Below are 24413 nucleotides of genomic sequence, written 5' to 3' on the forward strand. Positions count from 1 at the left end.
GGTGGGTCGGGGGCTCGCCGTCGGGGGAGGGCGGGTCAGGACAGCAGCGGTTCGCCTATCCAGCCCGTCTCGGTGCAGCCGGGGGGCAGGGCGAAGACGGCCGAGCCGGTGGTGGTGATCCACTCGTTGAGGAGGTCGGATCCGGCCAGGCGCTCCTGGACCGCGGTGAACTGACGGGCCAGGTCGGCCTGGTAGGAGACGAACAGCAGGCCCGAGTCGACGACGCCGTCCGGGGTGACGTCCTCCTCGTAGTTGTAGGCGCGGCGGAGCATGCGGAGGGCCGGATCCTCCACTCTGGCCAGGCGGATGTGGGCGTGGTCGTCGATGACGGGGAAGCCCGCGAAGTCCTTCGCGGTGAAGTCGGGGTCGTCGTTCTCCCCGTCTCCGGTGAGGGGGGCGCCGTCGGCCAGTTTGCGGCCGATGGCGAACTCCTTGGCGGCCTCGTCGGCGGCGTCCCATTTCTCGAGGTCCATGCGGGTGCGGCGGAGGACCATGAAGGTGCCGCCCTTCAGCCAGGAGGGGCCGCCCCCCGAGATCCAGACCGCCCGCTCCAGGTCGACGGGCTGGACGGTGCCGTCGAGCTGGCCCATGAGGTTGCGCTGGGTCTGCCCGGGGGGCTGGGCCTGTGGACTGCGCCGGAAGCCCCGCTGGACCCAGCGGACCGTGGCGAAGTCCCGCGCGTCCTTGACGACCAGCCGGAGCGCGTGGGCGAGGGTGACGGCGTCCTCCCCGCACAGCTGGACCAGGAGGTCGCCGCCGCTCCAGCGTTCCTCCAGCCGGTCTCCCTTGAACTCCGGCAGGTCGGTGAGGGGACGCTGGTGGTCCAGGCCGGCCTTGGTGAACAGGCCGGGGCCGAACCCGAACGTGACGGTCAGCCGGGCCGGGATGCCGGCGAGTTCCGGCTGGGCGTCGGCGAGCCCGGCCCGGCCCTCGGTGAGCCGCCGGGCGTCGTCGGTGAGCAGCCGCATCAGCCGTCCCAGCGACTCCCGGGTGGTCCCCCGCCGCAGGTCGAAGGCGACGAACGCGCCGTAGGTCTGCGGCGGCGTGGCGACGCCCGCCTGGTGGACCCCGTGGAACGGGACGGTCCCGGGCTGCTCGGCCGCGTTCGCCTCGGACTCGCCGGGCGCCGTCCCCCTGCCGGTGAGGTAACCGCCGGTGGCGGCGAGCCCGCCCGCCGCCACCGCGCCGCCGGCGAGGAGTCCCCGCCGGCTCAGTCTCGGTCCGGACATCAGTGCCCCGGCGCGTAGGTCTCGTTGCCGCCCTTGAAGGACTTGACCACGGCGGTGACGTCGACCTTCGTGCCGTCCTTCAGGTTCAGGGTGAAGGCGACCTCACCGCCCGGCTCGAGCTTCTCCTTCAGGCCCATGAGCATGATGTGGTAGCCGCCGGACTTGAGCTCCAGCCGGCCTCCGGCGGGGATGGCGAACCCGCCGTCCTTCTCCTTCATCTCGGTCTGGCCACCGGTTCCGGTGACCTCGTGGAGTTCGACCATCGGCGAGACAGGGGTGGTCGCCGAGACCACGGTGACCTCGGCGCCCGTGGTGTTGACGAGGGTGCCGAACGCGGCGGTCATCCCCTTCTCGGCGGCCTTCACCCAGGCGTTCTCGAAGGTCAGCGGAGCGGCGGCGCTGCTCTCGGAGGCGGAGACGGAGGGAGCGGTGCTCCCTTCCTTGGCGGAGGTGTCGTCAGAGCCGCAGCCGGTGAGGGCGGCGGATCCGAAAGCGAGGGCGGCGAACAGCGTGACGAGTCGAGAGGACATGCGTTTTCTCCATGAGTGCTCTGTCGAAGGGTTTCCTGAGACCCGCGCGAAAGGCGGGCGTGAAGAACGGCCCTCGGGCCGGTGACTTCGGTGGTGCTCAGCCGAGGCCGAGCACCTGGAGACCCTTCGGCGGCCCTCGGAGGACGAGCACGTGCCGCAGCACCATGACGGCACGCGGCCTGACGACTTCCGACGGCACGGCGACGTGCCGCACCGTCTCGGCGGGCAGGGAGGGGACGGGCCGGAACGGCCGCAGCAGCGCCTTGGCCGTCTGCCGGGCCAGCTTCCAGGCGGCTCGTTCGCCCCGGCGCAGCCACCAGCCCGATCCCAGTGCGGCGAGCAGGTGCGCCGCCGTCATGGCCGTGCCGCCTCCGGCGGGTTCGGCGACGAGCTGCTGGAGGTTCCCGTGGTGGCCGAACCCCGTGGCCGCGGCCGTGAACAGGGTGTGCAGCATGAACTGCCCGCCCAGCAGCCCCCCGGTGATCGTGGCGAGGGAACGTTCGTGCCCGGCCAGGACGAAAGCGACGGCCAGCACCCCGGCGAATCCCGCCAGCACGCTTCCCGGCCCCAGCGGCTCCCCGGAGGCCGTCGCGTGCCCCGTGGACGTCAGGAGCACGCACACGGCCGCGAAGACCGAGGCGCGTGCAAGACGGAGCGGGGGTCGGGTGTTCATCTCGTCCGTCATATTGCCACGGCTTCGCGATCTCCTCCCACCGGGTTGTGGAAGACCGCCCGTGTCCCGTTCTCAGGAACACGACACCGGAATACATACCCCCGGGGGTATGTTGACGGGTATAAGACCTGAACGTAAGCAAGGGGGGCTAATAAATGGCGATCAACATCATTCCCATAGAAACCCCGACACTGGGTGACCGCAGCTACCTGGCGACCGACGGCGAGACGGCCTTCGTCGTGGACCCCCAGCGCGACATCGACCGCATGCTGGATCTCGCCGCGAGCAGAGGCGTGATGATCCGGCACGTCTTCGAGACCCACATCCACAACGACTACGTGACGGGCGGCCTGGCCCTGGCCCGCGCCACGGGGGCGGCCTACCACGTCAACGCCGAGGACCCCGTGCGGTTCGAGCACTCCCCCGTCCGCGACGGGGACGTGATCGAGATCGGCCCCCGGATGCGGGTGCGGGTCGTGGCGACCCCGGGGCACACCCACACCCACCTGTCCTACGTTCTCGAATCCGGGGGCGAGACCGTCGCCGTGTTCACCGGCGGCTCCCTGCTGTACGGCTCGACCGGCCGCCCCGACCTGCTCGGCCCCGACCACACCGACGCCCTGGCGCACGCCCAGTACCGGACGGCGCAGAAGCTCGCCTCCGATCTCCCTGACGGCACCGAGGTGTACCCGACGCACGGCTTCGGCAGCTTCTGCTCCTCCACGCAGTCCGACGCCTCGGCGTCCACGATCGGGCGGGAGCGGAAGATCAACCCGGTGCTCACCCAGGACGAGCGGGAGTACGTGGAGACCCTGCTGGCCGGCCTCGGCGCCTACCCCGCCTACTACGCCCACATGGCCCCGCTCAACGCCGAAGGCCCGGACGCGCCCGACCTGTCGGAGCCGCACAGGGCGGACGCCGCCGAGCTCCGGCGCCGCTTGGAAGCCGGTGAATGGGTGGTCGATCTGCGTTCCCGCAAGGCGTTCGCGGCCGGGCACCTGGGCGGGTCGTTCAACTTCGGCCTGGATGGCGCCTTCTCGACCTACCTGGGGTGGCTGATCCCCTGGGGCACGCCGGTGAGCCTGCTCGCGGAGACCCCGGACGAGATCGCCGAGGCGCAGCGCGAACTCGTCCGGATCGGGATCGACCGCCCGGCCTCCGCGGTCACCGGAGACCTGTCCACCTGGACGGGAGGCGAACCCCTGCACGAGGTCGGACTCGCGGGCTTCGCCGAGCTCGGAGCCGTGCGGCACCACCGCCCGGTCGTCGTCCTGGACGTCCGGCGTGATCAGGAATGGGAGGAGTCGCACCTGCCGGGAGCCGTCCACATACCGCTCCACGAGCTGCTGTCGCGGATGGAGGAGGTGCCCGACGGCGAGGTGTGGACGCACTGCGCCTCGGGGTACCGGGCCGCCATCGCGGGTTCCTTCCTGAGCGCCGCGGGCCGCCGCGTCGTGGTGATCGACGACGATTTCGCCAACGCCGGCCGGAGTGGCCTGGAGGTCACCGGCTGAGCCTCCCTTTCGCCGGTTTCCACACCCCTTGCCAGGACCGACTCGCCGGGTGTTACATTTCGTTCACGGAACAACACTCAGCGTGACGACCCTCGTTTCGATCCGGGCCGCCATGCCGCGAGAGAGACGAGGTGCGCCCGATGGGCGAACGGAGAATCCGGTGGCCGTCATGATCGACGAAGTCACCTCGGCACTGGCCGACCTCCTGCGGGTCCGCGGCGAAGACCCCGACTGGGTGGCGATCGGCTCCCTGGAGGCGGGCGCCGCGCTGACCCCGCACCAGATCCACCTGTGCCTGTGCGGCGTCACCGAGCACCCCTACCTGCGCAACGCCCCGCTCGCCGGGCCGCCCGGGCGGCTCCAGCGCCCGCCGCTCGGCCTGCGGATGACCTACGTGGTCACCGGTCTGGGCTTCCAGCCCCTGGATCTGCAGTCCCGGCTGGGCCGGGTGGCGCAGATCTTCCACTCGGTGCCCTCGCTGAGCCCCGACGACCTGGGGCCCCGCCTCGCGTCCCGGCTGCGCAGGCTGACGGTCCGCCTGCTGGACCTGCCGCTGTCCGACCGCACGGCCCTGTGGTCGGCGCACGGCCGTCCCATGCGGCTGGCCCTCTACTACGAGGCGGACGTCGCCCTGACGTGCCCGCCCGAGCAGGAGGACGTGGAGGTCCTCCTCAAACCGCGCGCGAGTCTCCTGGAGCCCGTTCCCTGAAAGCGCGAAGGCGCCCGGGCTCGGACCGGGCGCCTGTCTCCGGCGACGCCGGTCCGACCAGGCGATCCGTCAGTTCGACCAGGCGATCGCCCCGGTGAGGGCGGTCGCGAAGACCACCCACGCCGCGTACGGCAGCAGGAGGATCCCGGCGGTCCGGTCGGCACGCCATGCCCGATGGACGAGCAGCGCGTTCGCCAGGTTGAGCAGCAGGATCTCGACCAGGGCCGCCTCAGGCGACTTGAAGACGAAGAACACCACCGACCAGCCGGCGTTGAGCACCAGGTTGACGGCGAGCGCCAGGATCACTCCGCGCCGGGCGTCGGGCCGCGCCCGGTCGATCGCGCGGGCCCCGGCGTAGGCGATGAGGACGTACAGCGGCGTCCACACCAGGGCGAACGTCGGCCCCGGCGGCTGCCAGGACGGCTTGGCCAGCTCCCGGTACCAGGCGGAGTCGGTGTCGTTGGCCAGGTTGCCGACGACCGCGGTGGCCAGAACGGCCACCGCGGTCAGCAAAAGGGTCTTGGCCCTCGTCTTCCGTGTACTCCGGTGCTCTCCAGCGGCCCCGGAGCGAAGATCCGCCGACGGCATCGCGGCCGCCTACCGGTTGCGGCGGGCGATCGCCCCGTTGAGGAAGGTCGCGAAGGCCGTCCATCCCGCGTAGGGCAGCAGGAACATTCCGGCGCGGCGGTCGACGCGCCAGGCGTGGTGGACGAGCAGCGCGTTGGACAGGTTGAGCGCCAGGATCTCGCCGAGCGCGGCGCGCGGCGACTTGGCGGCGAAGAACAGCACCGACCAGCCGGTGTTGAGCGCCAGGTTGACGCCGAGCGCCCTGACCATGCGCTTGCGTTCGGCCTGGGGCGCGCGGTCCATGGCGCGCCCCGCCGAGTAGGCGATCATGCTGTAGAGCGCGGGCCACACGATCCCGAACGCCTGCGGCGGCGGCTGCCAGGCCGGTTTGTCCAGTTCGCGGTACCAGTCCGACTTCGGATCGGTGGCGAGCCCGCCGGCCCCGGCGGCCACTCCGACCGCCACCGACGTCTTGAGCAGGGTGTTCGCTTTCGTTGTAGTCATATCCGAGCCCTACCCGACTGCCCGTCACGGAACCCGTAGCCGATCCCACAGCCCTTGGCATCCGCTCACGGCCTGGCCATAAACATCCGATCACGCTTCCCGAACCCGAACGGAAGCCGGGAACACCCCGGGGCATCCGGCCGTTTTCGAGGGTGCGGGCCCGAGCGGGGCCCGTCCGGACGAGACGCGCCGTACCCGGCCTGCAAAGACGACGCTTTTCCGCGAGGAGGAGCCGTCATGGCTTGGTTCATGGTCATCACCGCCGGTCTGTTCGAGGTCGCCATGGCCTATTCGCTGAAGCTCAGCAAGGGCTTCTCGGCTCCCGTCCCGAGCGTCCTCTTCGCCGTCTTCGCGGTCCTCAGCTTCGGCCTGCTCTCCCTCGGCCTCCGCAGCCTCGAAGTGGGAACGGCCTACGCCGTCTGGACCGGCATCGGCGCCGTCGGTACCGCCACCCTGGGCATCCTCGTCCTGGGCGAGAACGCCTCCCCTCTCAAGATCGCCTCGATCCTCCTGATCCTCGCCGGAGTCGTGGGCCTCAACCTGACCGGCGGAGGCCACTGACCTCGGTCCCGCCTGCCATCGCGTCCCCGCTCCGAGCGGTCAAGGCTGCTCGGAGCGGGTGCGGGCGTAGTGGCGGGAGGCCTTGGCGCGGTTGCCGCAGAGCGTCATGGAGCACCAGCGGCGCGTGCCGTTCTTCGAGGTGTCGAAGAAGTGCAGGACGCAGGCGTCGTGCGCGCACCGGCGGAGCCTGTCGGGGCGGTCGCCGATCAGGGTGAGGTAGTTCCGGACCGCCGTCCATGCCGGGTAGTGGGCGAGGTCGTCCAGTTCGAGGCGCTCCACGGGCCCGCCGGGCGACGCGGAGAGCCTCAGCCTTCCGCGGGCGAGCACGGAGTCGGCCGTCGCCGTGCTCGCGGGGTCGTTCAGGAGTTCCATCAGACCGTCCCGCGCCCGTAGCAGCGCGGCGAGCGTCTCCTCGTCGGCCCGGACGGGGTGCTCCTCCAGCTCCGAGGCGACCGTGGGCGAGGCGAGCCACACCGCCAGGCCGCCGGGGGCGGCGAGCAGGTCCTGCGGCTCCCCGTCCTGCATCCACCGGGTGTTCAGCAGTTCCACGGAGATCGGTTCACCGGTCAGCGGGCGGGGGTCCATGTCTCCCATGCTAACCACTCAAGCCCACCAGACCGGTTGACGATCGGATACATAACCTTTAAAGTCCCGATTACCGGTTAGAGATCGTCTCCGATCGGAGGAAGGACCACCCATGAGCACCCTGCAGACCGGCCACGTCGGCCTGAACGTCACCGACCTGGACCGCTCCGTCGCCTTCTACACGCGGGTCTTCGGCTTCGAGGTGGCCGGCCTCGCCGACACCCACGCCTTCCTCGGCAAGGACGGGAGGCTGGCCGTCACCCTGTGGCGGCAGACCGAGACCGCGGCCCGCACGGACGTGGCGGGCCTGCACCACCTGTCGTTCCAGGTCGACACGATCGAGGAGGTCCGCGAGGCCGAGGAGGTCCTGCGCGGCCTGGGCGCCCGCTTCGCCCACGACGGCGTCGTCCCGCACGGCGAGGGCGCGTCCTCCGGCGGCATCTTCTTCACCGATCCCGACGGCATCCGCCTGGAGATCTACGCCCCGTCCGGCGCCGAGACGGCCTCCGCCCCCTTCGGAACCGCTCCGACCTGCGGTTTCTTCTAGGGTTCCGGCCATGGCGACCTACCACGGCGGCGAGCTCTCCGTACAGCGCCGCGCAGGCCTGCAAGGCCGCGCCGAATCCGCCCTCCGCGCCATCAAGACCACCTTCCCGGAGGTCGCCGTGGCCTTCCTCGCCCAGCAGCCGATGATCGTCATCGGCGCGGCCGACCCCTCCGGACGCCTGTGGGCCACGCTCCTCACCGGCGAACCCGGCTTCCTCCAGGCCACCGAGACGACCCTCGCCGTCGGGGCCCGCCCCCATCCGCAAGACCCCCTGGCCGGGGTCCTCGCCGCCCCCGCGAAGGTCGGCATGATCGCCATCGAGCCCGGCACCCGCCGCCGGATGCGCGTCAACGGCACTTCCTCCCCCACCCCCGACGGCCTGCTCATCACCCCCGACCAGGTCATCTCCAACTGCCCGAAGTACATCCAGCAGCGCACGCCCGCCCCGGTCCTCTCCGGCCCCCGCGAGCTCCTGCGCGGTTCCGAACTCACCCCTCGCCAACAGCGCGCCATCGAAGAGGCCGACACCTTCTTCATAGCCACCGCCTCCCCCGAAGGCGACGCCGACGCCTCCCACCGCGGCGGCAATCCGGGCTTCCTCCAGACCCTCTCCCCCACCCGCCTGCGCTGGCCCGACTACCCCGGCAACACCATGTTCCTCACCCTCGGCAACCTGGAGCTCAACCCCGCCGCCGGCCTGGTCGTCCCCGACTGGACCACCGGCTCCCTCCTCCACCTCACCGGCACCGCCGAGACCGTCTGGAACGAGGCCGAGACCTCCGCCTTCCCCGGCGCCCAACGCCTCGTCGACTTCACCGTCGAGGAGGTCCGCGAGGCCACCGCCGCCATGCCCCTGGCCTGGACGCCCCCCGCCTACTCCAAGTTCAACCCGCCGACCCCGTGACCTGACACCGCCGCCCGCCCGTCCTCAAGGCGATCGAGCGGCGCCCCGTCCCGCAGGCAAATCCGGCCGCAATAGCGACCGGAGTAGGCGGCCGACAAGGCCGCAGCCGCGCACGGGAGGCGTGCGCACGGGCGGTGAGCGTGCGGGAGGGGCTCGCACTTTCTCGGGCGGGATCGGTGAAGCGGTTGCACGGGCACGGAGCGTTGCTGTTCGATGCGGAGTGCGGTCGAAAGGGTGAACGAAAGCTCTCTGACCTGCATGGATGACGGTTCGCGAGGAGGAACGCCCTTGTCCAGTCCGTTCGTCCGCCGGTTGCGGCTCGGCGCCGAGCTGCGCGCGCTGCGGCAGCGGCGCGGGCTCACCACCGAACAGCTCGGCGGGCTGTTCCACCAGTCTCGGATGAAGATCTCCCGGCTGGAGAACGCCCAGGTCCGGCCCGACCTCGTCGAGGTCATGGACCTGCTCGACCTCCTGGGGCCCACCGACGACAAGCGTGCCGAGATCATCTCGATCGCCCGTGAGGCCGCCGGCAAAGGCTGGTGGGACGCCTACGGTGACGCCATGGGCGACCGCCAGCGCCTCTACGCCGACATCGAATCCGGCGCGGCCACCATCCGCGAGTACTTTCCGACCGCGCTGCCGGGCAATCTTCAGCTTCCCGCCTACACCCAGAGCCTCATCGAAGACGACATCGCCGCAGGACCCATCAGCTACGTACCCGAGCGGCTCATCGAGGCCCGTCGTCGACGTCAGGAGACGGTGTTCCGGCCTGACGGGCCTGACTACGAGGTCGTCCTCGATGAGGTCGGGCTTCGTCGCTTCAGCGTCCCGCCGAAGATCATGCACGACCAGCTGGTGCATTTGGTCGAGGAATCAGCCCTACGACCGAAATTCGTCCTGAAGGTCTTTCCGATCAGGACGGGCCGGACCTCGGTTCCGCTTCCGAAATCGGCCTTCTTTCTTTATTCCTTCTCAGATCCCGCGGACCCGTCTGTGGTCATCGAGGAGGCGACCGCAGCCGACCATGTGCGCACGCGGCCCGATGAGTTCGTGAAGTATGTTCGAAGGTACGAGTTCGTCAGAAGCGCCGCGCTTTCCGAAGAGGAGAGCCGTGGCCTTCTGCTCGAGATCGCGAACCAGATCCTCCACGAGGCAGGACCCCACCTGTGATCCACACGTACAGCAACTGGCGTAAAGCATCACGCAGCGAGCCCAACATGAACTGCGTCGAGATCGCCGGCACTGCCGAGGCCATCGGGGTACGGGACACCAAGGACCGAGGTACCGGACCGATTCTGGAATTCACCCACGCCGAATGGGCGGCCTTCACCCGACGCCTCCGCTCCCAGCCGCACGTCCTGTAACCGAGACACGTCCCTCCCCTCGCCTGACGATGCGCCTCCGGTCGTCGCCTCCCCGGAACGAGAGAAGCCATGGACGATCTGGTCACGGACGCCGAGGGGAACGCCCTGACCGGCTTCCTCCCCTGCACACAGGAATCCCCGACGCCTCCAACACCCCTGCCCGCCTCGCTGGTGGTGCTCCGTTGCGGCGCCTCCCTGCTGCTGGTCTTCGACAACTGGCGCGGGCAATGGGAGCTTCCCGGCGGGGGGATCGATCCGGGGGAGACTCCTCGGGAGGCCGCCGTCCGGGAGCTCCTGGAAGAGAGCGGCCAGGAGGCGGAGGACCTCTCCTTCGCCGGGTACGCCCGGTTCCGGCTCGGCCCGGAGCAGCGGGTCGAATACGCTGCCATCTTCACGGGCAGCGTCGTCCGGCCCCGAGACGGCTTCGTTCCCGGCGAGGAGATCGGCGCCTGCCTCTGGTGGGACGAGTCCACCCCTCCCCCTCCCGGGGCCCAGGCGCTGGACCTGGCGATAGCCCGCCTCGTCCACACGGCGTTCGATCCCTCGGCTCCGCCCGGAGGAAAGGTGTGATCGCATCCCCGATACAGAAGCTCCGCCATCCTTTCGGGCGCCTGTGGAACTGTCGGGATTCGGGTGTTGACCGTGTACACATGTGGTCTACTGGGCGTTGATCACGGAAGACGAATCGTTCGGAGCGAGTGATGTCCTGGGTGCCGCATTCCAGTCTCAAAGGGCCTGCCGGGCTGGTTCGGATTTCGGCCAGTCAGCTGGACGTGCAGGGCGGGTGTTCGGAGTTCGCGGCGCTCAAGGCCCGGCCGAGGGTGTGGCCCCGGAGTTTCGAGGAGCGCCGGTACGCGCCGTGGGAGACGTTTCCGCTCGGGCTGGTGATGTCGGCGCTGGACGGGGTCGAATTCGGCGGGCTCGATGCCGAGGTCTCCGTTCAGAAAGTGCTCGAAGAAGCGCGGGGAATGGTGCATCCGGGGGTGGAGACCTGGGTGCGTCATGCGGTCGCCACTTACCTGGAGGATTCTCGGTGGCTCGCCGATGAGGTGGGGGACGTCGTTCTCCTTCCGCATCCGGAGGCGCGGGTCGTCCAGCATGTGGGGTCGGCTCTGGAGGTGCGGGCGCTCACCGGGTGGGGGCGGTGGTACGCCTCCGCGGACGGGTCCGTGCGGGAGGTCCGGCGGCTGCGGGTGGGGCGGATGGGGACGGGCGAGGACCCGTCCAATCTCGCGTTGGCCCATGTGACGGCGTTCGGGGCGCGGGCCGCCGGGTCCGTCTACCGGGATCTGCCGGTGGAGGTGCGGGCGGATCCCGCCGAGGCCCGGCGGGTGCGGGTCGTCGAAGTGGTGGTGAGCGACGAGCGGGTGCCCAAGGTCGTCGTGGACGCGGCGCCCGGGGAGGTCGCGCGGGTGTACCGGGAGCGGGCCCAGCCGGTGGCCGCGGACATCGTGTTCGGCGGGAGCAGGCGGCCCGGTTCGGACTGTGCGGACTGCAAGCTGCGGGCCGAGTGCGGGGCGCTTCCGCATGTGCCCGGGCTGCTGGGGCTGGGCGGGCGCGGGACGCACCGGCGGGTGTGGTCGGCTTCGACGGCGGGGCAGTACCGGATCTGCCCGGCTCAGGCCCATCTGCGGGACCAGCGGCTGCCCGGGGACTGGAGCGACCATCCGGCGATCCGGCGGGGGACGCTCGTGCACTCCTGGCTGGAGGCGGCGCACGCGCGGTTCCCGTACCGGGGGTGCTCCGAGGACGACCTGCCGGAGGCCGGGAACCACGGGATCGGGCTCGCCGCGGAGTTCATGACGGCGGACGAGTACCGGCAGGTCCGGCCCTACCTGCTGAGCCATCTGGAGGCGTGCCCGCTGCGGGAGCCCGCCGGGGTCACCTCCGTGACGGTCGAGCCGTCGGTCGCCGCCTACGACTCGCAGGCGGACGTGCTGGTGGTGGCGCGGCCCGACCTCGTCTACGTCAAGGAGGGGCGGACGGTCTACCGGGAGCAGAAGACCACGGGGGATCCCGACGGCTGGGAGGCCGACGGGCTCTTCGAGCGGGTGCCGCAGCTGGCGCTGGCCGTCTGCCTGGTGGCCGACGGGGCGTTCGGGGGTGAGGCACCGGTCGCCGGGACGGTCGAGCTGGAGGTCATGACCCCCGTGGGCGCGTCCCTCTTCTCCTTCGACACCGGGGACGCCGACGTCGTCGTGCGGGCGCGGGCGGAGCTCACGAAGCTCACCGGCGCCTGGCACACCGACGTCGAGTTCCGCGCCGTCCCCGGGGAGCACTGCGCGACCTGCCCGGTGGCGCGCTGGTGCCCCGACCGGTACGAGTCCCCGGGTTCCGGCCCGATCGACGTCGACGGGGTGCTCATCGACCCGCTGACCGGTGAGATCCTCAACGAGGCGCCGGTGACGGGCCTGGCCCAGGCGGTGGCGGCGGGGATCTCCGAGCCGGACGCCGACGACGAGCCCCCGTTCTGAGCGACCTCCCGACCCTGACGAGAATGGCGTTTCCTATAATGAGAACGACCATTGCGAAGAGGGGCGGAGACATGAGCACGATGGCCGGGGCCCTGAAAGAGCTGTTCGCGCTCGAACGACGGGCCGAGGAGAGGTTCACCGCCCATCCCGTCGAGGGGGTGATGACGCGCTCCTTCGGCGGGCAGATCGCGGCGCAGAGCCTGCTGGCGGCGAGTGTCACGGTCCCCAGAGGACGTCCGGCGCACTCCCTGCACGGACACTTCCTCCGGGTCGGGAACTCATCCCTACTCCTGGACCTGGACGTGCGGCGGGTCAGGGACGGGCGGGGCTTCTCCGCCCGCCACGTCACCGCGAGCCAGGAGGGGCGGACCGTCTTCGAGATGACGGCCTCCTTCCACGAACCGGAGGAGGGGGAGGACTGGCAGCCGGGGAGGCCCGAGGCGCCGCTCCCCGAGGAGATCGCCCCCTTCGAGTCCTCTCCGTTCTTCTTCCGGCTCGCACCCCACCTCGACGTCCGGCCGGTGGCCCCGCTCGCCGAGGAGGAGGGCTTCCCGCTGCGCCACCCCTACTGGATCCGCCTCTCCTCCCCCGTGGACGATCCGGTCCTGCATCCCTGCCTCATCACCTACTTCTCGGACATGGGCCTGGTCCACGCCTCGCGCCCGCCCGGCTCCCCGTTCGCCTACTCCGGCTTCGCCAGCCTCGACCTCTCGGTGTGGTTCCACCGCCCGGCCCGCGCCGACGAGTGGCTCCTGCACACGATGGCCCCGGCCGGCAACCACGGCGCCCGGGGCATGACCCACGGCACCATGCACACCCTGGACGGCACCCTCGTCGCCTCGATCTCCCAGGAGACCCTCCTGCGCCCGGATCTCACCGGTGACGGGCCGGCGTTCTGAACAGCCGGAACCGCCGCCCCGTCAAGATCAATCTAATGAACGTTAGGTCATGAACCCGGGGGCCGCCGCCCGCCGCCCGGACGGCGCTCCGTACGATTCCGGCGAAGGCCAAGGAAGGACACGGGGTACATGGGCGGCACCATGAACGGGGCACTGGCGGAGATCTTCGCGCTGGAACGGCGGGACGAGGACCGGTTCACGGTCCAGCCCCTGGAGTCCGAGATGCAGCGCACGTTCGGCGGGCAGGTCGCCGCGCAGAGCCTCCGGGCCGCCCAGCTGACCGCGCCATCCGAACGCCCCGTGCACTCCCTGCACGCCTACTTCATCCGCGGCGGCCAGCCCGCCAAGCCCCTCCACCTGGACGTGCGGCGCACCCGCGACGGCCGGACGTTCTCCACCCGGCACGTCACCGCGATCCAGGACGGCAAGGCGATCTTCGAGCTGGTCGCCTCCTTCCAGGACCCGGAGGACGGCGAGGAGTGGCAGCCGTCCGGGCCGCTCGGCGTGCCCGGACCCGAGGAGCTCCCCGCCTACCGGCTGCCCTCCTGGTTCGGCGACATCCCGAACTTCGACGTCCGCCCGGTGAACCCCCCGGGCGACGAGGAGTTCCCCCTGCGCCACCCGTTCTGGTTCCGCTCCCTCGAGCCCGTCGAGGACGCCTCTCTGCACCCGTGCGTCCTGACCTACGTCTCCGACATCGCCGTCGTCGACTCCTCCCGCGCCCCGGGCTCGACCGCCCGCTACGCCACGGCGGTCAGCCTCGACCACGTCGTGTGGTTCCACCGCCCCGCCCGCGCCGACGAGTGGCTGCTCTACTCCATGGACTCCCACATCAACCACGGCGCCCGCGGCCTGGCACGGGGCACCATGCACACCCTCGACGGCGCCCTCGTCGCCTCGATCGCCCAGGAGACCCTCCTGCGCCCGCGCGCCTGACCCGGTTCAGCGTCCCTCCAGCGCCTTGGCCAGAGTCTCCTCCCAGTCCTCGTCCCCTTCGCCGCAGTCGGGGGACGGAGGGGTCTGGAGACCGCAGCGCAGGAGTGCCCGGAAGACCCGGCTGTAATGCGTGTAATAGGGGCTGGACGGGCGCGGACGGGCCCCCTTGATGGCCTCCAGCAAGGTGGGCATGTACTGGGCGGGAAGGCCGCGGACCACGTTTTCGGACTTCGCGCCGGATCCATGCGCGGCGCAGTCCTCGCCGCTCTCGTAGTAGATCTGGGCCCGACCCGGGGCGAACCCGCCGCACCGGAACAGGCTGCGCTGGGCCTGCGCGCCGGTCAGATATCGGATCAGCTCCAACGCCTCTTTCCGGTACGGGGAGTTCGCGGCGACGGCCAGGCTCTGGCCGCCCAGGACGCCCCTCACCCCGTCCTCGCCCGAGGGCGGCAGCGCGACGACCCCGTACTTCTCGCCGAACTCCTTCGCGCCCCCGCTCAGCCCCTGGACCAGCCGGGGATAGGCGGTCGGCCAGTTGCGCAGGAAGACCGTCTCACCGTTCCGGAACGCCTCGGTCGCGTCGTCCTCGTGCCAGGAGAAGGACCGCGGGTCGATGAGCGGCCGTTCACCGGTGAGCGCCTGAAGCCTCGACCGCAGCGCCTGGAGCGCCGCGCCGCCGGGCACCGCGCCGTCTCCGTCCGCGTCGCCGTGGGCCCAGGTGAGTTCCAGGACGTTGACCGTGAAGCCCTCGTAATCGGCCAGCTGGGCCGCGTACCCCGCTTTCAGCGTCTCGCCGGTCTCCCCTGCGAGCACCCGCTCCGCGCCTTTCCACACCTCTTCCCAGGAACCGAGGCTCAGCCGGCCCTGCGCACCGCCGTACTTCTCCAGCAGGTCCTTGCGGTAATACAACAAGGGGACGTCGACGTGGAGCGGGACGGCCCAGAGCCTGCCGTCGTAGTAGCCGCTCCGGCGCAGGTTCCCCGCGACGAGCGGCTTGATCAGCTCGTGCTCCTTCAGTTCCTCGAAGGTCCCCTCGGCGAGGGGATGAAGCCAGCCCGCCTTGGCGAACTGGGGGATCCACGGCGTGTCCAGGAGGTAGACGTCGACGCCGCAGCCTCCGCCCTGGGCCGTCGCGGAGGCCTGGGAGTGCTGGAGATCGGCGGTTCCCGGCAGCTCCCGCAACCGGGCCTTCACCGCGTCTCCCCCGGTGCCTCCGACGCCCGGCCAGCCCTCGATCAACGACTGGAGCTCTCTGCCGACGCTGACGTCCTTGCCGCCCAGCACCACGAGCTCTCCCGCGCGCTTCGGGCACTCGTGCTCGTCCGGCCAGATCTTGAGCGTCACCAGGACGGCGAGCACGAGGACCATTCCGGTCACGAACGCTCCAGCGACGACGGCCTTCTGCTTATTCATCGGAGATCCTCCGGATCTCGGTGAGCACTTCGGACCGCACCTCATCGCCGAAGGCGAGGCATTTCAGGTTCGTCTCCGGCGCGGCCAGCAGGGTGAGCTCCCCCTTGCACTCCTCGCCCGACAGCACCACCACCACGACCCGCACGTCCTTCAGCGAGACCAGCTTCGAGCGCAGGTCCGCCGAGGAGAACGTCGAGTCCACGCCGGCCTCGTCGGTGAAGACGACGAGGACGCCGGGCGGATCGGCGGAGTCGAGCGATTCCGCCCTGACGGCGATGGCCTCGTACAGCGGCGCGAGGTCCCGGTCCGCGCGGAGACCGTCCACTCCGTCGCCGAGGGCCTTCTTCGATCCCTGGTCCGTCCCCAGGTGCTCCACCCGGTCCTTCGCGCCGGGGAGCCTCGGAGTGCGCAGCTCCGGCCCGGATCCCCGCGCGCCGGGGAACGCCCACAGTCCCATCCGGTCCTTGCCCCACAGTTCGGGCAGGACGGAGTGCACCAGGTCCTGGGCGATCCGCAGCCGGGGGGTTCCCTTCGTCGTCCACTCCATCGAGCTGGTCAGGTCGAAGAGGAACTCGACGGTGCGTCCGCCTCCGGCCTCCTTGAGCAGCCGCTGGGTGGCTTCCAGTTGCGCTTTTCCGAGTGGGCGGGATCCTTCACGCCATCTCTCGGTCGCGGGCAGCCTCTCGGCCATCCACCCGTAGAGGTCCCGCGCGTAGGAGTCCCGTTCCTCCTCTCGGTCCTCCGGCCAGGAGATGCGCACGAACGGATGGTCCAGCCGGTACGTCGTCTCCGGGTAGAGGGCGGACAGCTTGTCGAACCCCTGATCGCGTCCTTCGCCGCAGCCCTTGTCGGGCGCGTCGTTGTACTCGTTCATCGTGTGCTCGGAGACGATCGCCACCGCCGCCCGGCCTTTCAGGTTGGCCGTGCACAACGCGTCGTGGGCGTCTTGGGGCGAGGTCTTCGTCATATGGCGCTCGAAAGGCTGCAGGTCCACCTTCGGCTTCCCGCCGTCCTCGGAGTCCAGCACCTCCGGATCGGTGTACAGGCCGGTGCTTCCCAGCGTCCCCGTAGCGGAGGCGTCCGGGTTCGGGCGGACCACCTCGACCCCCTCGGCCTCGGCCTGGTTCAGCAGCTCCGGCCAGCCCCGCCGGGGCCCCGACTCCCATCCCTTCAGCCGCTCCTTCGCCAGAGGCGTCGCCGCCGCGACCATCAACGAGCCTTCGGTACGGCCGAGAACACTCAGCGCCGGTCTGTGGAAACCGGAAGGGGGCCCGGTCTTCTGGTGCGCCGGGTCGACGTAGTCCTTCTCGGCCGAGCTCGAGGGCAGCCACACGTCCGGCTGCGGGTCGATGGGCAGCCGGCCGGACCAGCCCCCCTCGAACGCCGCGCGCAGCGCCTCCAGCGAGGGTTGCGCGAACACCGTCAGGTGCACCCGCCTGCACCCTCCGCCGGACTTCTCCGCCTCGAAGGCGGGAGCGTACTCATGCTGGAACCTCGCCTGGTCCTCGGGCGGCACCATGACCCGCAGCTCGGCCGGCTGCGGGCAGTCGCCGAACGCCTTGACGGCGCCCCACCATCCCAGGCCCGCCACCAGTGCCCCCGCGACCAGCACCGCCAGGACCGGCAGCAGACGCAGCTCCCGCCCGGACGGGCCAGGGGGGTCGCTCGAAAGGTCGGGGCGGCGTGGAGGGACCACGCCGGATCCCCCTCTGGAACCAGGTCCGGAGGCGGGTTCGGGCTCTTTGAGCGTGACGTCGCGGACGGCCGCGCCGGGCTCTCTCATCGCCCCCAGGCTGTTCAGCACCTCGGCTGCGGTGGGACGCTCGGACGGGTCCCTGTCCAGGCACCGGGCGAGCAGCAGCCGCCATTCCTCCCTGAAGGAGCCGAGGTCGGGGAGCTCGTGCCGGATCCGCCGGGCCACCGGATCCCCGCCTTCAGTGCGGTATGGGTGCTTCCCGGTGGCGGCGTACGCCATGGTCACGGCCCAGCTGAACACATCCGAGGCGGGCCCGATCTCACCCCCCGAAAGTTGTTCGGGCGACATGTAGACGATCGTGCCGACCGGCCAGGTGTCCTCCGTCACCGTGAAGTCCGGAGCGCGCGCGATCCCGAAGTCGATCACCCGTGGCGGACCCTGCGATCCGCAGAGCACGTTCTCCGGTTTGAAATCCCGGTGGACGACCTCCTTCTCGTGGAACTCGGCCAGCGCGGCGATCGTGCCGAGCGCCAGTTCCTTCAGCAGTGCCGCGTCGACTCTTCCCCTGCGGTCGAGCATCTGCCGCAGGCTCTCGCCTTCGACGTACTCGGTGACGATGTAGAGGTACTTTCGGGTCCGCCCGTAGTCCAGCAACTCGGTGGTGTACCTCTTCGGCACCGTCTTCAGCGCCTCCACCTCGTTGTTGAACCTGCGCTCGGACCCGCCTTCAACCCGGTCGCGGAGCTTGACCGCGACGTGTTCCTCCGAGGTCGTCTCCCCCAGGTAGACGACCGCCTGCCCGCCCTCGCCCAACCGTCCTACGAGCCGGTACTCCCCCACCTGTCTCGGGTCACCCGGTTGCAGCGGATCCACGGATCAGACCTCCATACATCAACCCCCACCGACGGCAGCGTCCATGCCGTCCCATGTGATCAGAGTCTCCATGCAATTCCCATGAATGAGACCAATCTGTTGCCTTCCGCTCTCACGGCCGGCCGAGGAAGAGATCCAGCAGGGCATCGGGGTCCGTGAGCGCGTCGTTCCCGTCCGGAGAGGGTCCGTCCAGGGAGGGCCCGTCCGGAGGGGCCACGAGGTAGCCGCCGACCCAGGCGCGGAGCATGAGGAGGGCGCGGAGGCGGGCGTCGGGGGCGGGGAAGCCCAGGTCGGTGAGGCAGGAGGCGAGGTGGTCCAGCATGGTGCGGTCGGCGTGGCGGACGGCTTCGGCGGCGGCCGGGTCGTGCTGGGCCCACAGGCGCATCGCCCGGTCGAGGGGGGCCACCTCGCGGCCGAGGGCCAGGATGCGGCGGAGGCGTTCCCTCGGGTCGGGGGTGGTGCCGAGGGCGAGGGTGAGGACCTCGCCGGTGCGTTCGTGGGCCCAGCGGTCGAGGAGGGCGCTCAGGAGTTCGGGGCGGTCGCGGAAGTGCCAGTAGAAGCTGCCCTTGGTGACGCCCAGGCGGGCGGCCAGCGCGTTGATGGAGACGCCGGGCTCGCCCGCCCTGATGAGCTCCTGGTAGGCGGCCTCGATCCAGTCCCGCCTGCTCACCCGGGGCCGGGACCGCTTCACTGCTTCCACTTCGTCCTCCCAGCCCTGCCCGGATTCAGACCAGGGTCATCGCGTCGGGGGTCATGCCGAGAGCGATCTTGCCGTACAGCGCGTACGTCGCGTCCATGTCGAACACCACGTGGCCCGCGATGGTGTTCACGTCGCGCTGGGCGCGCTGGAACGGCGAGTGCGTGAACTGCACGCTCGCCCCGGAGACCGCGCACAGCTCGTTGACCACAGTACGGGCGACGGCGGTGACGTGTCCGGCCACCAGACGTGAATTGGCCCTCTGCGCCAGGTCGTAGGAGCCGCCGTCGGTGTACGTCCGGATGAGCCGCCGCACCTCGTCCTCCAGGAGCAGGCGGGCGGCGGCGAGGTCGGCGGTGGCCTTGGCGAGGCGGATCTGGCCGCTCATCATGTCGCGCTGGCGGACGCCCGTGTAGGCCATCACGCGGCCCTTCATGCGGTCGGCGAAGCGGGCGAGCAGTCCTTCGGCGATGCCCAGAACGGGTGCGGCGGCCGTCAGGACGAACACCGGGACGAGCGGGACGCGGTACATCATGCCCGGGTTGACCTGCGCGCCGGGGCTTCTGCCTTCGGTGAGGTCCTGCAGGGCGACAGAGCGGTACGACGGGACGAATCGGCCGGGGACCTCGATGTCGTTGCTTCCGGTTCCCCTCATTCCGCTGGTGTGCCACACGTCGTGGACCGTCACGTCCTCGCGCGGCAGCAGGAAGACGCGGGGTTCGAGGGTGTCCTCGATCGTCACGAGCGCCATGACCATCACGTGGTCGGCGTGCATGACGCCGCTCCCCCAGGACCAGCGCCCGGTCACCCGGTAGCCGCCGTCCACCGCCTCGGCCGTGCCTCCCGGAGACAGCGCGCAGGGCATCAGCCCGTAGGGGCGGTCGGCCCAGACCTCGCGCTGGGCCTCTTCGGGGAAGAGGGCGAGCATCCAGTTGTGCATGGCGTAGATGGTCGTCACCCAGCCGGTCGAGCCGCAGCCCGACCCGATCTCGCGGCAGGCGTCCACGAGGGTGTCGAGCGCCAGTTCGGGGCCGCCGAACCGTTTGGGGACGAGCACGTCGTACACCCCGGTCGCGGCCAGGTCGGCGATGGTCTCGTCGGGCAGTCTCCGGGCGTCCTCGGTGGCCTGCGCGCGTTCGTTCAGCACCGGGGTCAGGTCGCGCACGCGGGCGAGGACCTCATTTCCATACTCCATGGTACGGAACCATACTCAGCAGTATGTTCGCTGCCAAGTAAGTGCTTGGTTGAATTTCCGGCCGGAAAAGGACGGCGGCCGCCCCGAGGGACGGCCGCCGCGGGAAGCGAGACTCACATGGGGCAGCTGGAGCGGTACTCCTCGACGTCCGTGCTCCGGCTCGGGCCGGGGCACAGGAACTGGGTGTAGCGCGTGTCGTTGTCGAGGTAGCGCTTCAGCCAGGAGATGGAGTACTTCGCGATGGGCGTGTTGGAGCTGTTGGGCGCGAAGTGGCTCGCGTTGTTCAGTTCCAGGTACGCCTTCTCATAGGTGGCCGAGAGGCTGTCGTAGAACGGCTCGGCGTGCGACGACACGGGGGCGACCGAGTCGCTTTCCGCGCCGATGATGAACGTCGGGACGCGGTTGCCCGACCAGTTCTTGGTCAGGTTCCACGGCGTCATGCCGATCGCGGCCTTCAGGGACGGCCGGTCCTTGGACGCCTCCAGGGTGCCGCCGCCTCCCATGGAGTGGCCCATGACGCCCAGACGGGTGGCGTCGACGCGGGAGCGGACGGAGCTGCGCTGGGTCAGGTGGTCCAGAGCGGCCAGCAGTTGGTCGCCGCGACTGGCGGGCTGGTCCAGCGTGGTGATGGTGTCGATCGTGAAGACCACGAAGCCCTGGGAGGCCAGGCGCGGGCCGAGCCAGGAGATGCTGGACTCGTAGGCGGTGAAGCCGGGCGAGATGGCGACCGCCCCGAACGTGCCGTCGCCGGTGGTGGTCGGGTAGTAGATCGTACCGCCGCCGAAGCCGCTCGCCGAGAGCGACGACACCGAGGTCTGCGAGACCGAGTACGGGCCGCGGCTCGCCTCGATGCTGCTGTTGGTGGGCGCCGGGCCGCGCTCGTAGGGGTTGGCGGCGTGGGCGGGCGGGGCTGCGACGACGCCGGCGGCGGTCACGGCCGCGGCGAGCACGGACAGGCGCAGCGCCTTGAGCTTGCCGAACATGGGGGACTCCTCTGTGGGTCTTGGCCCGGGCGGAAAGGGCGGGGAACCGCGGGCCGTGACCAGGAGTCTGGGCTTCCTGTCAGATCCGCGCATCGGGGAAATCACCAGTCGCCCGGCGTCCCGGATTGGCACGTGCGAAACCAGGGCGGTGCGGGCATGTCTCCGGGATAGTGACGGGGTCGCGGTGAAGGGGGAGACACTCGTGCCTGACGCGGTGGTGATAGGCGCAGGGCCGAACGGGCTCGTGGCCGCCAATGTCCTGGCGGACGCGGGCTGGGACGTCCTGGTGCTGGAGGCCCAGGACGAGCCCGGCGGCGCCGTGCGCAGCGACCGCGGCGCGCACCCGGACTACGTGAGCGACACCTGCAGCGCCTTCTATCCGCTCGGCGTGGCCTCTCCCGCCATGCGGGCCATGGAGCTGGAGCGGTACGGGCTGCGGTGGCGGCACGCCCCCGCCGTCCTGGCTCATCCGCTGCCCGACGGGCGCTGCGCGGTGCTGGAGCGCGACCCCGAGCGGACCGCCGCGGGCCTGGACGTGCTCAGCCCCGGCGACGGCGACGCGTGGCTGCGCCTCTACGGGCAGTGGCAGGCGCTCTCCGACGATCTGCTGCAAGCCCTCTTCACCCCCTTCCCGCCGGTGCGGCCGGGGATCGCCCTGGCGGCCCGGCTCCGGGCGGCGGGCGGGCTGAGGCTGCTGCGGTTCCTGACGCTGCCCGTCCGGCGCCTCGGCGAGGAGGAGTTCGCGAGCGAGGGCGGACGGCTGCTGTTCGCGGGTTCGGCCCTGCACACCGACCTGTTCCCCGACGCCGCCGGCAGCGCCGTCTTCGGCTGGCTCCTGACGATGCTCGGCCAGCAGTACGGGTGGCCCGCCCCCGAGGGCGGCGCGGGCGAACTGACCAGGGCGCTCGTCCGCAGGCTCGAGGAACGCGGCGGCAAGGTGCAGTGCTCGACCCCCGTCACGTCGGTGATCGTACGGGAAGGGCGTGCTCTGGGAGTGCGAACCGCTGACGGCGAGTCCGTACGCGCCGTCAAGGGCGTGTTCGCCGACGTCCCCGCGACCAGCCTGTACGGCGGTCTCGTCGGCTGGGAGCACCTGCCTTCACGTCTGCGCGACGACATGCGCCGCTTCCAGTGGGACGCGCCCGCGTTCAAGGTGGACTGGGCGCTGTCCGGCCCCATCCCGTGGACGGCCCGGCAGGCCTCGCGCGCCGGGACGGTCCACGTGGCCGACAGCGTGAACTCCATGACGGAGTACGACTCCCAGATCGTCACCGGCCAGGTCCCCGACAATCCGTTCCTGCTCATGGGGCAGATGACGACCACCGACGACACCCGCTCCCCCGAGGGCACGGAGTCCGCCTGGGCCTACACGCACGTCCCGATCCGGACGAGCTCCGACCGCGGCCCCGACGGCATCACCGGCGTCTGGGACGAGCGCGAGGAAGAGGCCATGGCCGACCGCGTGGAGGCCGTCGTGGAACGCCGCGCGCCCGGTTTCCGGCAGCGGATCGTGGGCCGCCGCATCCTCTCCCCCCGCACTCTGGAGGAGCACAACGCGAGCCTCGTCGGCGGCTCCATCAACGGGGGGACGTCCGGCATCCACCAGCAGCTGTTCTTCCGCCCCGTCCCGGGCACCGGCCGTCCCGAGACCCCGGTGCGCGGCCTCTACCTGGCGTCCTCCTCGGCCCACCCGGGCGGCGGCGTGCACGGGGCCTGCGGTTCCAACGCCGCCCGCGCCGCGATCAGGGCCGACGGGGCCCTGCGCCGGCACCTGCTGAAGCCCGCCCTCTCGCTCGCGCAGCGCGCGCTCATCCGCGGAGCAGGGTGAGCAGCAGAAGGCCGGTGGAGACCAGGGTGATGACAATCATGACGCCCACCCCCAGGTAGAGGAGGGGTGAGGCGCCCGGGGACCGCTGCCCGCGAACCGGAGGGGTGCGGACCGCCGCCTGGGGGCGTTCCCGAAGGGCGCGGCCGAACTCCGCGGCGGTCTGGTAGGACCGCTCCGGGTCGGGATCCATGGCTCTGCTGACGATCTCGTCGCACCATGCCGGGACGAAGGGGTTGAGCGCCGAGGGCAGGGCGGGCGGCGGACCCGCGCGGGAGCCCGGGACCCGGCCGGGGAAAGGCGGCGAGCCGGTGAGGAGCTCGTGGAAGATGCCGGCCACCGCGTAGAGGTCGTCGCGCGGGTCGGGACCGAGCGGCGCGTCGCCGGGGACGGCCGGTGAGCGGGAGGCGAAGGTGAGGAACCTGACCCGCTCATGCGCCGCGTCACCGGTGAGCAGGACGGTGTCGAGGGTGAGCCCTGGATGGGCCAGGCCGTCTGCGTGGCCGCGTTCGAGGGCCTGGAGGACGCGTTCGACCAGCCTCACCGCATCCTGGGCGGGGAGGGGGCCGTCCGCCAGGCGGGAGCGCAGGGGCCGGGTGCGGTCCAGGCCGAAGACGGCGAAGGGCAGTGTGAGGACGACGGGACTCTCGCCGGTCTCCTCGATTCCCGTGACCGCGCCGGAGCCGGACGGGAGCGCCTCGACCTCGCGGAGGAACTCCTCCCGTGAGGAGAGGTCGCCCAGGAGGTCGGAGCGCAGGAGCCTGAGGGCGACGTCACGGTGGGACCGGACGTCCCTGGCCAGGTAGGTGTCGGCGAGGTCCGTGGAGGACAGACGGCGGACGAGCTCGTACCGGTTTCCCAGGAGGCGGGGGAGGGACCGTTCGATCCGCTTGATCCACTCCAGGACGGTCCCGGTGTCCCGGGGACGGTCTTCGGGATCCTTCTCCAGGAGCTGCAGGACCAGCCGGTCGAGCTCCTCGGGCACGCCGGGCAGCCCGTCGGGGCCCGAGCGGAGGCTGCGGGGGCGCTCGGCGACGTGGGCGTGCAGGAGGGCCGGGGGTTCGCCTTCGAAGGGCGGGCGGCCCCGCAGCAGCTCGTACATCACGATGCCGAACGAGTAGAGGTCCACTCTCGCGTCGGTCTTGGCGCGCTGGATCCGCTCGGGGGCGATGTAGGCGTAAGTGCCGAGCATGCCGTCGGCGGTCAGGCCCTTCGTGGAGTCGCGGGCCTTCGCGATGCCGAAGTCGCAGATCTTCACTCGCCCGTCGGGCAGCACCATGACGTTGCTCGGCTTGACGTCGCGGTGGATCACCTCGGCGGCGTGCGCCGCCCGCAGCGCTTCGATGATCTTCGCGCCCAGCTCCAGGGTCTCCCGGACCGAGAACGTCCGCTCCTCCAGCAGCCGGCCCAGGTCCTCGCCCTCGAGGAACTCCATGACCAGGGCCAGGCCCTTCTCGCGGGCGGCGAATTCGCCGTCGGCATCGTCGAGCCGGTACTCGATGAGGTCGTGGATGACGGTCAGGCCGGGGTGCCGGAGTTTGGCGCCGATCTTGGCCTCCTGCTGGAACAGCGCGACCACCGTGTCCGAGGCGGCCAGGCCCAGCCGGATGCCCTTGATCGCCACGGGCCGGTTCAGCCGCCGGTCGAAGCCCTTCCAGACCTCGCCCATGCCGCCGCGCGACACCAGGTCGACCAGTTCGTACCGGTCCTCCAGGATCATGTGCCGACGCAAGGC

Annotated in this window: 24 protein-coding genes and 1 riboswitch; of the genes, 12 read left to right on the forward strand and 12 right to left on the reverse strand. The window is 70.9% G+C overall.

Annotated elements, in window-relative coordinates; translation table 11 throughout:
* Positions 1-35: 35 nt before the first annotated feature.
* The 3 genes from ABD327_RS08285 to ABD327_RS08295 form a co-directional block, all read right to left on the reverse strand.
* Positions 36-1229 carry a Dyp-type peroxidase gene (locus ABD327_RS08285; protein ID WP_344449630.1) on the reverse strand — a complete coding sequence of 398 codons (1194 nt, stop codon included), beginning with the start codon at positions 1227-1229 and terminating at the stop codon, positions 36-38.
* Positions 1229-1759, reverse strand: coding sequence for a copper chaperone PCu(A)C (locus ABD327_RS08290; protein WP_344449631.1), 531 nt, complete (start codon positions 1757-1759; stop codon positions 1229-1231). The genes ABD327_RS08285 and ABD327_RS08290 overlap by 1 nt, the downstream gene beginning before the upstream one ends.
* A 97-nt stretch (positions 1760-1856) precedes the next feature.
* Positions 1857-2432 carry a hypothetical protein gene (locus tag ABD327_RS08295; RefSeq protein ID WP_344449632.1) on the reverse strand — a complete coding sequence of 192 codons (576 nt, stop codon included), beginning with the start codon at positions 2430-2432 and terminating at the stop codon, positions 1857-1859.
* A gap of 155 nt (positions 2433-2587) precedes the next feature.
* Here ABD327_RS08295 and ABD327_RS08300 point away from each other — a divergent pair, with 155 nt between their 5' ends.
* Both ABD327_RS08300 and ABD327_RS08305 read left to right on the forward strand, forming a co-directional pair.
* On the forward strand, positions 2588-3946 hold the full coding sequence (locus ABD327_RS08300; protein ID WP_344449633.1) for an MBL fold metallo-hydrolase: 1359 nt from the start codon (positions 2588-2590) through the stop codon (positions 3944-3946).
* 169 nt (positions 3947-4115) lie between these two features.
* Entirely contained in the window at positions 4116-4655 is a 540-nt protein-coding gene (locus ABD327_RS08305; RefSeq protein ID WP_344449634.1) for a Pvc16 family protein, read from the forward strand.
* A 69-nt stretch (positions 4656-4724) separates the two neighbouring features.
* On the opposite strand, the gene ABD327_RS08310 is transcribed toward ABD327_RS08305, so the two are convergent.
* Both ABD327_RS08310 and ABD327_RS08315 read right to left on the reverse strand, forming a co-directional pair.
* Positions 4725-5156 carry a TspO/MBR family protein gene (locus tag ABD327_RS08310; RefSeq protein WP_344449635.1) on the reverse strand — a complete coding sequence of 144 codons (432 nt, stop codon included), beginning with the start codon at positions 5154-5156 and terminating at the stop codon, positions 4725-4727.
* Positions 5157-5252: 96 nt separating this feature from the next.
* Positions 5253-5726: a TspO/MBR family protein gene (locus ABD327_RS08315; RefSeq protein WP_344449636.1), complete on the reverse strand. Its 474-nt coding sequence runs from the start codon at positions 5724-5726 to the stop codon at positions 5253-5255.
* A gap of 152 nt (positions 5727-5878) precedes the next feature.
* Positions 5879-5944, forward strand: a riboswitch (guanidine-III (ykkC-III) riboswitch).
* Between the two features lie 19 nt (positions 5945-5963).
* On the opposite strand from ABD327_RS08315, the gene ABD327_RS08320 reads away from it, so the two are divergent.
* Positions 5964-6287: a DMT family transporter gene (locus ABD327_RS08320; protein ID WP_344449637.1), complete on the forward strand. Its 324-nt coding sequence runs from the start codon at positions 5964-5966 to the stop codon at positions 6285-6287.
* 39 nt (positions 6288-6326) lie between these two features.
* Here ABD327_RS08320 and ABD327_RS08325 read toward each other — a convergent pair whose 3' ends face one another.
* On the reverse strand, positions 6327-6872 hold the full coding sequence (locus tag ABD327_RS08325) for a CGNR zinc finger domain-containing protein (protein ID WP_344449638.1): 546 nt from the start codon (positions 6870-6872) through the stop codon (positions 6327-6329).
* A gap of 112 nt (positions 6873-6984) precedes the next feature.
* Here ABD327_RS08325 and ABD327_RS08330 point away from each other — a divergent pair, with 112 nt between their 5' ends.
* The 8 genes from ABD327_RS08330 to ABD327_RS08365 all read left to right on the forward strand — a co-directional run bounded on the left by ABD327_RS08330 (position 6985) and on the right by ABD327_RS08365 (position 13996).
* A complete protein-coding gene (locus ABD327_RS08330; protein ID WP_344449639.1) occupies positions 6985-7419 on the forward strand; it encodes a VOC family protein in 435 nt (144 codons plus the stop codon).
* A gap of 10 nt (positions 7420-7429) precedes the next feature.
* The gene (locus ABD327_RS08335; protein WP_344449640.1) at positions 7430-8323 is read left to right on the forward strand and encodes a pyridoxamine 5'-phosphate oxidase family protein; all 894 of its coding nucleotides are present in this window, start codon (positions 7430-7432) and stop codon (positions 8321-8323) included.
* 213 nt (positions 8324-8536) lie between these two features.
* Positions 8537-9493 carry a helix-turn-helix domain-containing protein gene (locus ABD327_RS08340; RefSeq protein WP_344449641.1) on the forward strand — a complete coding sequence of 319 codons (957 nt, stop codon included), beginning with the start codon at positions 8537-8539 and terminating at the stop codon, positions 9491-9493.
* Positions 9490-9687 (forward strand): DUF397 domain-containing protein, encoded by a 198-nt coding sequence (locus tag ABD327_RS08345; protein ID WP_344449642.1) that lies wholly within the window; start codon positions 9490-9492, stop codon positions 9685-9687. The genes ABD327_RS08340 and ABD327_RS08345 overlap by 4 nt, the downstream gene beginning before the upstream one ends.
* A gap of 69 nt (positions 9688-9756) precedes the next feature.
* On the forward strand, positions 9757-10257 hold the full coding sequence (locus tag ABD327_RS08350; protein WP_344449643.1) for an NUDIX hydrolase: 501 nt from the start codon (positions 9757-9759) through the stop codon (positions 10255-10257).
* Positions 10258-10460: 203 nt separating this feature from the next.
* Complete coding sequence (locus ABD327_RS08355) at positions 10461-12161, forward strand: PD-(D/E)XK nuclease family protein (RefSeq protein WP_344449644.1); 1701 nt, start codon at positions 10461-10463, stop codon at positions 12159-12161.
* A gap of 71 nt (positions 12162-12232) precedes the next feature.
* Positions 12233-13060: an acyl-CoA thioesterase gene (locus tag ABD327_RS08360; protein WP_344449645.1), complete on the forward strand. Its 828-nt coding sequence runs from the start codon at positions 12233-12235 to the stop codon at positions 13058-13060.
* 129 nt (positions 13061-13189) lie between these two features.
* Entirely contained in the window at positions 13190-13996 is an 807-nt protein-coding gene (locus tag ABD327_RS08365; RefSeq protein ID WP_344449646.1) for an acyl-CoA thioesterase, read from the forward strand.
* A 6-nt stretch (positions 13997-14002) separates the two neighbouring features.
* Here the strand turns inward: ABD327_RS08365 and ABD327_RS08370 are convergent, their stop codons facing one another.
* The 5 genes from ABD327_RS08370 to bdeA form a co-directional block, all read right to left on the reverse strand.
* Entirely contained in the window at positions 14003-15409 is a 1407-nt protein-coding gene (locus tag ABD327_RS08370; RefSeq protein ID WP_344449647.1) for an extracellular solute-binding protein, read from the reverse strand.
* Positions 15402-17978, reverse strand: a complete 2577-nt coding sequence (locus ABD327_RS08375) for a protein kinase domain-containing protein (RefSeq protein WP_344449648.1) — start codon at positions 17976-17978, stop codon at positions 15402-15404. Before ABD327_RS08375 ends, ABD327_RS08370 begins: the two co-directional genes overlap by 8 nt.
* Before the next feature lie 112 nt (positions 17979-18090).
* Entirely contained in the window at positions 18091-18678 is a 588-nt protein-coding gene (locus ABD327_RS08380; RefSeq protein WP_344449649.1) for a TetR/AcrR family transcriptional regulator, read from the reverse strand.
* Positions 18679-18703: 25 nt separating this feature from the next.
* Positions 18704-19870 (reverse strand): acyl-CoA dehydrogenase family protein, encoded by a 1167-nt coding sequence (locus ABD327_RS08385; RefSeq protein ID WP_344449650.1) that lies wholly within the window; start codon positions 19868-19870, stop codon positions 18704-18706.
* A gap of 113 nt (positions 19871-19983) precedes the next feature.
* Complete coding sequence (gene bdeA, locus ABD327_RS08390; protein WP_344449651.1) at positions 19984-20853, reverse strand: bis(hydroxyethyl) terephthalate hydrolase; 870 nt, start codon at positions 20851-20853, stop codon at positions 19984-19986.
* Between the two features lie 202 nt (positions 20854-21055).
* Between bdeA and ABD327_RS08395 the strand changes: the two genes are divergently transcribed.
* Complete coding sequence (locus ABD327_RS08395) at positions 21056-22681, forward strand: phytoene desaturase family protein (RefSeq protein ID WP_344449652.1); 1626 nt, start codon at positions 21056-21058, stop codon at positions 22679-22681.
* On the opposite strand, the gene ABD327_RS08400 is transcribed toward ABD327_RS08395, so the two are convergent.
* Positions 22662-24410, reverse strand: a complete 1749-nt coding sequence (locus ABD327_RS08400) for a protein kinase domain-containing protein (protein WP_344449653.1) — start codon at positions 24408-24410, stop codon at positions 22662-22664. The genes ABD327_RS08395 and ABD327_RS08400 overlap by 20 nt on opposite strands.
* Positions 24411-24413: the final 3 nt, after the last annotated feature.

The organism is Actinocorallia aurantiaca, assembly GCF_039533685.1.
GTDB classification, from domain to species: Bacteria; Actinomycetota; Actinomycetes; order Streptosporangiales; family Streptosporangiaceae; genus Actinocorallia; species Actinocorallia aurantiaca.